We start from the raw sequence: 11,676 nt of genomic DNA, 5'->3' as shown, positions 1-11,676 counted from the left end.
CTCAGTAAGAAACCAAGCATGAAGGTGAACCAGTTGGGAAGCTGGGCCGTAGCGGGTGATAGCCCCGTAATCGTATGTGTTTGGCTGGGTTGATGTACTTCCCAAGTAGGACGGCACTCGTGGAATGTCGTGTGAATCTGGCGGGACCACCCGCTAAGCCTAAATACTTCTTGATGACCGATAGCGGACCAGTACCGTGAGGGAAAGGTGAAAAGTACCCCTGGCGGGGAGTGAAATAGTACCTGAAACCGTGTGCCTACAATCCGTCAGAGCCCGGCCGGCCTTTTGGCAGTGGGGGTGATGGCGTGCCTTTTGAAGAATGAGCCTGCGAGTTAGCGGTGTGTGGCAAGGTTAACCCGTGTGGGGAAGCCGTAGCGAAAGCGAGTCCTAATAGGGCGATTGAGTCGCGCGCTCTAGACCCGAAGCGAAGTGATCTAGCCATGGGCAGGTTGAAGCGCCGGTAAGACGGCGTGGAGGACCGAACCCACTTCAGTTGAAAATGGAGGGGATGACCTGTGGTTAGGGGTGAAAGGCCAATCAAACTTCGTGATAGCTGGTTCTCCCCGAAATGCATTTAGGTGCAGCGTTGCGTGTTTCTTGCCGGAGGTAGAGCACTGGATAGCCGATGGGCCCGACCAGGTTACTGACGTTAGCCAAACTCCGAATGCCGGTAAGTGAGAGCGCAGCAGTGAGACAGTGGGGGATAAGCTCCATTGTCGAGAGGGAAACAGCCCAGACCATCAGCTAAGGCCCCTAAGCGATAACTAAGTGGAAAAGGATGTGGAGTCGCAGTGACAACCAGGAGGTTGGCTTGGAAGCAGCCACCCTTGAAAGAGTGCGTAATAGCTCACTGGTCAAGTGATTCCGCGCCGACAATGTAGCGGGGCTCAAGTTATCCGCCGAAGCTATGGCACTCCGGTTTTCCGGGGTGGGTAGGGGAGCGTCGTGTAACCAGTGAAGCAGCGGAGTGATCCAGCGGTGGAGGTTACGCGAGTGAGAATGCAGGCATGAGTAGCGAATGATGTGTGAGAAACACATCCGCCGATTGATCAAGGGTTCCAGGGTCAAGCTAATCTGCCCTGGGTAAGTCGGGACCTAAGGCGAGGCCGACAGGCGTAGTCGATGGACAACGGGTTGATATTCCCGTACCGGCGAAGTGACGCCCATGATGAGGCGCATGATGCTAACCATCTGAAGCATGCGTGACCGATCCCTTCGGGGTGAGGCGTGTGTGTGGAACATGGGACCCAAGTGTGTAGTAGTCAAGTGATGGGGTGACGCAGGAAGGTAGTCGAACCGTAGCGATGGTTGTCTACGGGTAAGCGTGTAGGGCTGTGTGTAGGCAAATCCGCACACTGTATGCCTGAGACGTGATACGGACCCGTTTGGGGAAGTCGATGATCCTATGCTGTCGAGAAAAACCTCTAGCGAGTCATGAGCCGCCCGTACCCCAAACCGACTCAGGTGATCAGGTAGAGAATACCGAGGCGATCGAGCGAACCATGGTTAAGGAACTCGGCAAAATGCCCCCGTAACTTCGGGAGAAGGGGGGCCCGGATCGTGAACCCACTAGCTGGGGGAAGCGTGAAGGGCCGCAGAGACCAGGCCCAAGCGACTGTTTACTAAAAACACAGGTCCGTGCGAAGTTGTAAGACGATGTATACGGACTGACTCCTGCCCGGTGCTGGAAGGTTAAGAGGACGGGTTAGCCTCACGGCGAAGCTCAGAATTTAAGCCCCAGTAAACGGCGGTGGTAACTATAACCATCCTAAGGTAGCGAAATTCCTTGTCGGGTAAGTTCCGACCTGCACGAATGGAGTAACGACTTGGGCGCTGTCTCAACCGTGGACTCGGCGAAATTGCACTACGAGTAAAGATGCTCGTTACGCGCGGCAGGACGGAAAGACCCCGGGACCTTTACTATAGTTTGGTATTGGTGTTTGGTTCGGCTTGTGTAGGATAGGTGGGAGACTGTGAAGCGCACACGCCAGTGTGTGTGGAGTCAACGTTGAAATACCACTCTGGTCGTACTAGATGTCTAACTTCGGACCATGATCTGGTTCAGGGACAGTGCCTGATGGGTAGTTTAACTGGGGCGGTTGCCTCCTAAAGTGTAACGGAGGCGCTCAAAGGTTCCCTCAGCCTGGTTGGCAATCAGGTGGCGAGTGTAAGTGCACAAGGGAGCTTGACTGTGAGACAGACATGTCGAGCAGGGACGAAAGTCGGAACTAGTGATCTGGCCACGGCATGTGGAAGCGTGGTCACTCAACGGATAAAAGGTACCCCGGGGATAACAGGCTGATCTTCCCCAAGAGTCCATATCGACGGGATGGTTTGGCACCTCGATGTCGGCTCGTCGCATCCTGGGGCTGGAGTAGGTCCCAAGGGTTGGGCTGTTCGCCCATTAAAGCGGCACGCGAGCTGGGTTTAGAACGTCGTGAGACAGTTCGGTCCCTATCCGCCGCGCGCGTAGGAAACTTGAGAAAGGCTGTCCCTAGTACGAGAGGACCGGGATGGACGAACCTCTGGTGTGCCAGTTGTACCGCCAGGTGCATGGCTGGTTGGCTACGTTCGGAAGTGATAACCGCTGAACGCATCTAAGCGGGAAGCACGTTTCAAGATGAGGTTTCCCACCCTTTATGGGTTAAGGCCCCCTACAGACTATGGGGTTGATAGGCCGGAGGTGTACAGCAGTGATGCCCAGCCGACCGGTACTAATAGGCCGAGGGCTTATCTTTCATAAACCCTCAACAAAAACAACAACCATCGAAGACTGCATCTTTGATGAGACTGTTCGCGTCCACACCAACACTAGCAACAAATGCTAGAACTGAACAATGGCTTGGCCACCCCAAGCAGCTCTGCACGGCAGCGAAAGCGCCGGCAGATGAGTGCGGGGGTGAGTCGATAGAGTTACGGCGGCCATAGCGAAGGGGAAATACCCGGTCCCATCCCGAACCCGGAAGTCAAGCCCTTCAGCGCCGATGGTACTGCAACCGAGAGGCTGTGGGAGAGTAGGACGCCGCCGGACAAAATTTCAGGTAGAGGCCGCCCTTTTGGGCGGCCTCTACTGCTTTTACTGGCGAATTGATCTGCGGATCGTTCGAATTCGGCTGCGGTTACGCAGCAGTGAGGAAGGCAGCTATGGCTGACGAGCGCCGTAGCAACAGAGGCGGAAAGCCCGCCGGACGCCCCGGGCGTCCGAAGAGCTCAGGGTCGTCGTCCACCGGCGGCCGTGGCGGCCGATCGGGTGACGGCAAGCCGAGCGCTGGTCGACCGAGTGGCGGTCGGCCGGGTGCTGGTCGGAGCAGCGATCGCCGTGATGGCGCCGCTGGCGGCGGAGGTCGCGGAGGCGACCAGCGTCGTGACGGTGGCCGCGGAGGCGACGAGCGTCGCGACGGCAAGCCATCGACCGGACGCAGCGGCCCCCGCGCCGGCGGCCGCCCTGACGGCCCGAAGCGCTCTGACGGCCCGAAGCGTGGTGGCAGCAGCGACCGCAAGGGTGGCTACTCCAAGGACCGTGGCGGCAAGCCCGGTGGCAAGCCGCAGCGTCGCTTCGACGAGCCGCGCGAGGAGCGTACGGCGGATCAGCGGATCTACGACGGTCCGGAGCTGCCGGAAGAGGTGACCGGCAAGGAGCTGGATCGTGCGATCTCGGCTCAGCTGCGAGGCCTCCCCGAAAAGCTGGCGGCACGGATCGCCCGCCACCTGGTCGCTGCCGACATGTTCATCGACTCCGACCCCGAGCTTGCCTACCAGCACGCGAAGGCGGCGAAGTCGCGTACGCAGCGGATCGCTGTGATTCGTGAGGCGCTGGGCGAGGCTGCGTACGCTGCCGGCCACTACTCCGAGGCGCTCGCCGAGCTGCGTGCGGCGAAGCGGATGAACGGCGCGACGGCGTACCTGCCGATCATGGCGGACTGCCACCGCGCGCTCGGTCAGCCCGAGCAGGCGATCAAGCTCGCACACAGCCCGTCGGTGGCGAACTTCGAGGCGCCGGCGAAGGCCGAGATGACGATCGTCGAGGCCGGTGCTCGTCGGGACATGGGTCAGTTCGACGCTGCCCTGCGGATCCTCGAGCAGTCGCCGCTCAACAACAAGGGCCGCGAGGCCTGGGTCGTGCGGTTGCGCTACGCGTACGCAGACACGCTCCAGGACGCCGGCCGGGACAAGGACGCGCTGACCTGGTTCCACCGCACCTACGCGATCGACTCCGAGGAGATCACCGACGCCGCGGCGCGGGCCGAGGTCCTCGAGAAGACGGTCGAGAGGGACTGAGGTCCGCCTCCAACGCGCAATCAGTGGCGATCGGCAGCTATGCCGGTCGCCACTGGCCGTTTTGCTCCGATACTGGAGATCCTGGGCGCGGTAGGTAAGAATAGACGTACAACTACATCCGTGTGATCACCGAAATGTTCCTTCACGCATGATCGAGCCCGCTGGGGAAGGCGTAGCTCGCGCCGCAACGAAGGAGATATTCGGTGACCACTCAGATCAAGGACCCGAGCGCCTCGCGTGGCATCGCACGAGGCGTTGTGTTCGTGCATTCGGCTCCCTCCGCGCTCTGCCCTCACATCGAATGGGCCGTCGCGGGGGTGCTAGGTGTGCCGGTGAACTTCGACTGGACGGCGCAGCCCGCCCAGGCCGGCACCTACCGAGCCGAGCTCTTCTGGTCCGGTGCGGTCGGTTCAGCAGCGGCGATCGCGTCGGCGCTGAAGGGATGGACGCACCTGCGCTTCGAGGTCACCGAGGACGGCACGTCGACCTCTGAGGGCGCGCGCTACTCCTTCACCCCCGACCTCGGCGTCTTCCATGCCGTCACCGGGATGCACGGCGACATCATGATCCCGGAGGACCGGCTCAAGGCCGCGGTCGTCAAGGCGGCCCTCGGTGACACCACGCTCGAGCTCGAGGTCGACAAGCTCCTCGGCAAGCCGTGGGACGACGAGCTGGAGACGTTCCGTCACGCGGGGGAGGGTGCCCCCGTACGCTGGCTGCACCAGGTCGTCTGAGCGACCCCGTCGGCCGCAGAGCACGGCCGACGACGACTGAGGCCCCGGAGCGCGAGCTCCGGGGCCTCAGTCTGTGTCTGAACGGTGTCGGTCAGAGTGGGATGTTGCCATGAGCACCGCGGCGGACGCCGACGGTCTGGATCGCTTCCTCGAAGGCGGCCGCGATCGCGCCGCGGGTCGCCGACGGCTCGATGACTTCGTCCACGACACCGATCTCGACAGCCTTGTCGACACCGCCGGCGAGACGCTCGTGCTCGGCCGCGAGCTCCGCCTCGACCTGAGGACGGAGGTCGGGGGCGACCTCGGCGAGCTTGCGGCGGTGCAGGATGCGGATCGCGGCGACCGGGCCCATGACCGCGACCTCCGCGCCCGGCCAGGCGAAGACCTTGGTCGCACCGAGGGAACGCGCGTTCATGGCGATGTAGGCGCCACCGTAGGTCTTGCGGGTCACCAGGGTGACCCGGGGGACCACGCACTCCCCGAAGGCGTGCAGCAGCTTGGCGCCACGGCGGACGACGCCGTCCCACTCCTGGCCGACGCCCGGCAGGTAGCCGGGGACGTCGACGACGACGATCAGCGGGACGCCGAGGGCGTCACAGAGGCGTACGAACCGGGAGGCCTTCTCCGCGGAGAGGGAGTCGAGGCAGCCGCCGAGCCGCAGCGGATTGTTGGCGACGACGCCGACGGTGCGGCCGCCGAAGCGACCGAGGGCGGTGACGATGTTGGGGGCCCAGCGGGCGTGCAGCTCCTGCGCGGTGCCCTCGTCGAGGATGTTCTCGACCAGCGGGTGCACGTCGTAGGCGCGCTTCTTCGACTCGGGCAGCTGCTCGGCGAGGTCCTTGTCCTCGACCGCGGCGACGTCGAGGCCACCCTGGGAGCCGAGGAGAGAGGCGACCGTGCGGGCCTTGTCGAGCGCCTCGCGCTCGGACTCGGTCAGGATGTGCACGACGCCGGAGCGGCGGCCGTGCGGCTCGGGACCACCGAGGCGGAGCATGTCGACGTCCTCACCGGTCACGGAGCGTACGACGTCGGGACCGGTCACGAAGATGCGGCCTTCGGGGCCGAGGATGACGACGTCGGTGAGGGCCGGACCGTAGGCGGCGCCGCCGGCTGCCGGGCCGAGGACGACCGAGATCTGCGGGATCTTGCCGCTGGCCTGCGTCATCGCGTGGAAGATGCGGCCGACCGCATGCAGGGAGAGTACGCCTTCGGCCAGCCGGGCGCCGCCGGAGTGCCACAGGCCGATGATCGGGATGCCGTCGGTCATCGCGCGGTGGTAGGCGTCGACGACCACACGGCAGCCGAGGTCGCCCATCGCACCGCCCATGACGGTGGCGTCCGAGCAGAAGGCGACCGCCCGGGTGCCGTTCAGCTCGCCGACGGCGGCCAGCATGCCGGAGTCGTCGTCGGGGGAGATGAGCTGGACGGTGCCCTCGTCGAAGAGCGCCCTGAGGCGGGTCAGCGGGTTCCGCGGGTCCTGGTCGCGAGGAAGCTTCTGCTGCTTTCTCGCGGGAGCAGGCGCCGTGATGGTCATCAGATGCTTCCGTAGACGACCGCTACGTTCGCGCCACCGAAACCGAAGGAGTTGTTGAGGGCCGCGATGTCGCCGACCGGCAGGTCGCGGGCCTTGGTGGCGATGTCGAGCTCGACCGCGGGGTCGAGGTTGTCGAGGTTGATCGTCGGCGGCGACTGGCGGTGGTGGATCGCCAGAACGGTCGCGACGGTCTCGAGGGCTCCGGCGCCACCGAGCAGGTGGCCGGTCATCGACTTGGTCGAGGTGACCACGACGTTCTCGACCTGCTTGCCGAGGGTGGCGTGGAGCATCAAGCCCTCGGCGATGTCGCCCTGAGGGGTCGAGGTCGCGTGGGCGTTGACGTGGACGATGGTGTTCGGGTCGATGTCGCCGTCCTCGAGCGCGCGCTTGATGGCGCGGCTGCCGCCACGACCCTGGGGGTCGGGCTGGGCGATGTCGTGGGCGTCGGCGGTCACGCCGGCGCCGAGGACCTCGGCGTAGATCCGGGCGCCGCGGGCCTGGGCGTGCTCGAGCGTCTCGAGCACGACGATGCCGGCGCCCTCACCGAGTACGAAGCCGTCGCGGCCGGTGTCCCAGGGGCGGCTGACCGCGGTCGGGTCGCCACCATCGGGACCGGAGGCGGTCTTGGACAGGGCCATCATGTTGGCGAACGCGGCCATCGGCAGCGGGTGGATCGCTGCCTCGGTGCCACCGGCGAGGACGACGTCGGCGCGGCCCAGACGAATCTGGTCGGCGGCCAGGGCGATCGCCTCGGAGCCGGAGGCACAGGCAGAGATCGGGGTCTGAGCCGCGGCGCGGGCGCCGTAGATCAACGAGATGTTGGCTGCCGAGGCGTTGGCCATCAGCATCGGGACGGCAAGCGGGCTGACCCGGCGCGGCCCCTTGGCCAGAAGCGTGTCGTAGTTGTCGAGCAGGGTGGTGACGCCGCCGATGCCGGTGGCGACAGCGACACCGAGGCGCTCGCCATCGAGGCCGGCCTCGGTGGCCGTGCCCTCGAAGCCGGCGTCCTTCCAGGCCTGGGCCGCGGCGACCACGGCGAACTGCGCGGAGCGGTCCAGGCGCCGGGCCTTGACCCTCTCCAGAACCTCGGACGGCTCGACGGCGACACGGCCGGCGATGCGTACGGGAAGGTCCTGGGCCCACTCCTCGGTGAGCTCGCGGATGCCGGAGCGGCCGGCGATCAAGGCATCCCAGGTGGTGGCTACATCTCCGCCTACCGGGTTGGTGGTGCCCAGTCCGGTGACGACGACTCGGGTGCGGCTGCTCATGTGGTCTCCGTGTGAGGTGTTGGCGCGTTGGGTCAGGTGAAGCAGATCCGGCGGCTCGGCCTGGGAGGGTTGGCCGAGCCGCCGGGGCGCGTCAGGCGTTCGCGGAAGCCTTCTCGATGAAGCTCACCGCGTCGCCAACGGTCTTGAGGTTCTTGACCTGCTCGTCGGGGATGGAAACGCCGAACTTCTCCTCGGCAGCGACGACGACCTCGACCATGGACAGCGAGTCGACGTCGAGGTCATCGACGAAGGACTTGTCGAGCTGAACGTCGGCGACATCGATGCCGGCGACCTCGTTGACGATCTCGGCGAGGTCGGAGCGGATCTCTTCGGTGGTGGCCATATGTGGTGCTTCCTCTCGGATTTTTGTGTGGTGAAACTCTGGGGTGGTGCGAGACTACGGAACGACGACGACCTGGGCTGCGTAGACCAGTCCGGCGCCGAACGCGATGAGCAGGGCGGTGTCGCCCGACTCAGCCTGACCCTCCTCGATCATCCGCTCAAGGGCAAGCGGGACCGAGGCGGCCGACGTGTTGCCCATGGTCGCGATGTCGCGGGCGATCTTGACCGACTCCGGAAGCTTCATGGAGCGGGCCAGGGCGTCGACGATGCGCATGTTGGCCTGGTGCGGGACGAAGCAGTCGAGCTCGTCGGCGGTGATGCCGGCCTTCTCGAGCGCCTCTTGACCGACCTTGGCCATCGCGAAGGAGGCCCAGCGGAAGACAGCGTTGCCCTCCATCGTCAGCCAGGGAGTCTCCTTGGCTTCGTTCGCCTCGAACCAGTCGGGGGTCTGGATGTGGTTGGCCTTGTCACCCGAGGAACCCCACACGACCGGGCCGATCCCGGGCTCATCGCTCGGGCCGACGACCGCGGCGCCCGCGCCGTCGGCGAAGATGAAGGCGGTCCCACGATCGTGCGGGTTCGTGATGTCGGAGAGGCGCTCGACACCGATGACGAGTACGTTGCGGGCGCTGCCACCGCGGATGAAGTCGCTCGCCATCGCGATGCCGTGACAGAAGCCGGCACAGGCCGCCGAGATGTCGAAGGCGGCCGGGTGGTCGGCACCGAGCTCGTCGGCGACCAGCGCGGCGACTGCGGGCGTCTGGCGCATGTGGCTGACGGTGGCGACGATGACGCAGTCGATCTGATCGATGCCGATCTTGGCGTGCTCGAGCGCCTTGCGGGACGCGGCGACCGACATCATCTGTACGGTCTCCTCCTCGCCCGCCCAGCGACGCTCGGTGATGCCGGAACGGGTGCGGATCCACTCGTCGGAGGAGTCGATCAGATCGACGATCTCGCTGTTGGGGACCACCCGGGTGGGGCGATAGCCGCCTACGCCGAGGATGCGGGCGTGCGGGGAACCTGTCGGGGCTGAGATCACGAGTGCTGGACTCCTGTCGGGTGCAGACGCAGCAGCGGCTGACCGGGGGAAACGAGGTCGCCGTCCTCGACGAGCCACTCTATGACCTCGCCGCCGTGGGCGGACGTGATCGCGATCGTGTCGCGGAGGCTGGCGATGGCGCCGATCTCGGCGCCGGACGGAATCACGTCGACCCCGGACACGGTCTCGGAGAGCTTGAAGGTGCCCTTGGACGGGGAGACGACCATGCGCCAGGTCGGCGTGGTCTCGATCGGGTTGGCCTCGCCGTGCTTCTCGACGAACGCGCGGGCGTCCTCGAGCTGGTCGGGAGTCTTCAGGGCGAAGGTCTCGACACCCTTGAGGGCGCGCTTGGCGATCCCGGTCAGGGTGCCGGCCGGCGGCATCTCCAAGATGCCGGTCACGCCGATGTCGGACATGGTGTCGAGGCAGAGGTCCCAGCGCACCGGGTTGGCGATCTGGCCGACGATCCGGTCCAGCGCCTTGGCGCCGTCGTGGACGATCTGGCCGTCCTTGTTGCTGATCAGGCGCGTACGCGGGTCGTGGGTCGAGACGCTCTGGGCCAGCCGGGCGAGGTGGCCGACGGCGGGCTCCATGTGCTTGGTGTGGAAGGCGCCGGCGACACTGAGCGGCATCAGCCGGGCCTTGGCGGGCGGATCGGCGGCGAAGGCCTCGAGCTGCTCGAGGGTGCCCGCGGCGACGATCTGGCCGGGGCCGTTGTCGTTGGCGGGGGTGAGGCCGTGCTTCTCGATCGCGGCCAGCACCTCCTCGCGGACGCCGCCGAGGACCGCGGTCATGCCGGTCGGCGTCTTCGCGGCGGCCTCGGCCATGGCCTTGCCCCGCTCGCGGACGAGCACCATCGCCTGCTCGGCGCTGATCGCGCGTGCGCCCGCGGCGGCGGTGATCTCACCGACGCTGTGGCCGGCGACGGCCCCGATCTTGCCGAAGGCGTCCGCGGGCTGCGGGAAGAGCTCGAGCGCTGCGACCAGGCCGGTGGCGACCAGCAGCGGCTGGGCGATCTCGGTGGCGCGGATGGTCTCTGCGTCGGCATTGGTGCCGTAGTCGATCAGGTCGATGCCTGCGACGGTTGAGAGCCACTCCATACGAGCGGCGAAAGCGGGGTCCTCCAGCCACGGGGTGAGGAATCCTGGTGTCTGAGCACCTTGTCCTGGGGCGACAATGACGAGCACGCAACGATAGTCCCGTCTGGAGGGGGGTCGGTTCACCTTCAGCGGCAACGAATATCTATCACGCAATCTTGTAGGGGTTCTACAACTTGCGTCGCTGCCAGACTCAGTGGTCCTGTTGCCGGCCGAGAATCAGGGCAACCTGGAGGGCGAGAGCGTCACGGGAGTCGGTCGGGAGGAACCCGGTGAGCTCCGCGACCTGCTTGAGCCGGTAGCGCACGGTGTTGGGGTGCACGAAGAGCGTGCGCCCGGTGGCCTCGAGGCCGCCTCCGGCGGCGAAGTACGCCGCCAGCGTCTCGATCAGGGTGCTGCGGGCCTCCACCAGTGGCCGATAGAGATTCTCGATCAGGTAGCGGTGGGCCCACGCGTCGCCTGCCAGGGCACGCTCGGGCAGGAACGACTGGCTGCGTGCCGGGCGAGGCGCGTCGGGCCAGCCGGGTGCGGCTCGGTAGGCGGAGAGCGCGGCGCGGGCGGAGTCGGCGGCGGTGGCGAGCCCGGCCGCCATCGGTCCGACCACGACGGGACCGTCGGCGAAGAGGTCGGCGATGCGCTCGGCGGCCTCCAGCGGGTCCTCGATGCCGCCGAGCAGAGCCACGAGGCGGTCACCCTGGACCGCGCACAGGGTGTGCAGGTCGTGGGCGCGGGCGCGGCGGCGTACCTCCTCCATGGCGGCGTCGAGGCGGACGCCGTCGGGGGCGTGGCCCAGCACCGCGCACAGCGGCAGGTCGGCGTCCCAGCCGAGCGCGCTGGCTCGGGAGAGGACGACCTCGTCGGTCTCGGCGCGCAGGACCGCGTCGACCACGAGCGCCTCGAGCCGGGCGTCCCAGGCGCCGCGCTGCTCGGCGGCGCGGGCGTAGACCTCGGCGGTGGCGAAGGCGACCTCGCGGGCATAGCGGCCGATCGCCTCGTGGACGTCGGCGGCGTCCTCGGGCCCGAGGAGGTGGTCGATGTTGGCCTCGACCACCTCGATGGAGAGGCGGACGAGGTCCACGGTCTGCTGGAGCGTGATGATGCCGGTCAGCGCACGGGGCGCGACGCCGAACATCGACGCTGCCAGGTCGGGCTTGGCGGTGTCGGCGGAGGCACCACCGCCATACCAGCCCACGAACTCTTTGATGCCCGCCTGCACGATCAGGCCGACGAGCGAGCGGTTCTTCGCGGAGAGGTCCTTGAACCACGGCATCGCGTCGTCCATACGCGACGTGGCGGCCGTCGCCAGCCGGCCGGTCGCGCGCCGCAGCGCCGTTGCCGTCCGCCGACGCGTATCGAGGGTCGCCTGATTGGTCACACTGCT

At 66.2% G+C, this 11,676-nt stretch carries 8 protein-coding genes and 2 rRNA genes (1 of these 10 running past the window's edge); 4 read left to right on the top strand and 6 right to left on the bottom strand.

What is annotated here, in order from left to right:
- The 4 genes from OG801_RS05630 to OG801_RS05615 all read left to right on the top strand — a co-directional run.
- Positions 1-2,738 (top strand): 23S ribosomal RNA (locus OG801_RS05630); it begins 353 nt to the left of the window's first position.
- 176 nt (positions 2,739-2,914) lie between these two features.
- Positions 2,915-3,031, top strand: a 5S ribosomal RNA gene (rrf, locus tag OG801_RS05625).
- Between the two features lie 113 nt (positions 3,032-3,144).
- Positions 3,145-4,278, top strand: a complete 1,134-nt coding sequence (locus tag OG801_RS05620) for a tetratricopeptide repeat protein (RefSeq protein ID WP_406034339.1) — start codon at positions 3,145-3,147, stop codon at positions 4,276-4,278.
- A 242-nt stretch (positions 4,279-4,520) separates the two neighbouring features.
- Entirely contained in the window at positions 4,521-5,012 is a 492-nt protein-coding gene (locus tag OG801_RS05615) for a DUF3145 domain-containing protein (RefSeq protein WP_355019179.1), read from the top strand.
- 91 nt (positions 5,013-5,103) lie between these two features.
- On the opposite strand, the gene OG801_RS05610 is transcribed toward OG801_RS05615, so the two are convergent.
- The 6 genes from OG801_RS05610 to OG801_RS05585 all read right to left on the bottom strand — a co-directional run bounded on the left by OG801_RS05610 (position 5,104) and on the right by OG801_RS05585 (position 11,670).
- Entirely contained in the window at positions 5,104-6,546 is a 1,443-nt protein-coding gene (locus tag OG801_RS05610) for an acyl-CoA carboxylase subunit beta (protein ID WP_406034337.1), read from the bottom strand.
- Entirely contained in the window at positions 6,546-7,814 is a 1,269-nt protein-coding gene (locus OG801_RS05605; RefSeq protein WP_406034335.1) for a beta-ketoacyl-[acyl-carrier-protein] synthase family protein, read from the bottom strand. Before OG801_RS05605 ends, OG801_RS05610 begins: the two co-directional genes overlap by 1 nt.
- Before the next feature lie 91 nt (positions 7,815-7,905).
- Positions 7,906-8,157: an acyl carrier protein gene (locus OG801_RS05600; protein ID WP_091051955.1), complete on the bottom strand. Its 252-nt coding sequence runs from the start codon at positions 8,155-8,157 to the stop codon at positions 7,906-7,908.
- Between the two features lie 54 nt (positions 8,158-8,211).
- Complete coding sequence (locus OG801_RS05595; protein WP_406034333.1) at positions 8,212-9,198, bottom strand: beta-ketoacyl-ACP synthase III; 987 nt, start codon at positions 9,196-9,198, stop codon at positions 8,212-8,214.
- Entirely contained in the window at positions 9,195-10,385 is a 1,191-nt protein-coding gene (locus OG801_RS05590; RefSeq protein ID WP_406034331.1) for an acyltransferase domain-containing protein, read from the bottom strand. Before OG801_RS05590 ends, OG801_RS05595 begins: the two co-directional genes overlap by 4 nt.
- 103 nt (positions 10,386-10,488) lie before the next feature.
- Positions 10,489-11,670, bottom strand: a complete 1,182-nt coding sequence (locus OG801_RS05585) for a PucR family transcriptional regulator (RefSeq protein WP_406034329.1) — start codon at positions 11,668-11,670, stop codon at positions 10,489-10,491.
- Positions 11,671-11,676: the final 6 nt, after the last annotated feature.

Origin of the sequence: Nocardioides sp. NBC_00163 (assembly GCF_045206295.1) — a bacterium.
In the GTDB taxonomy this organism is placed as follows: Bacteria; Actinomycetota; Actinomycetes; order Propionibacteriales; family Nocardioidaceae; genus Nocardioides.
The sequence above is the reverse complement of the archived record's forward strand: the minus strand, read 5'-3'. Positions and strand labels throughout refer to the sequence as shown.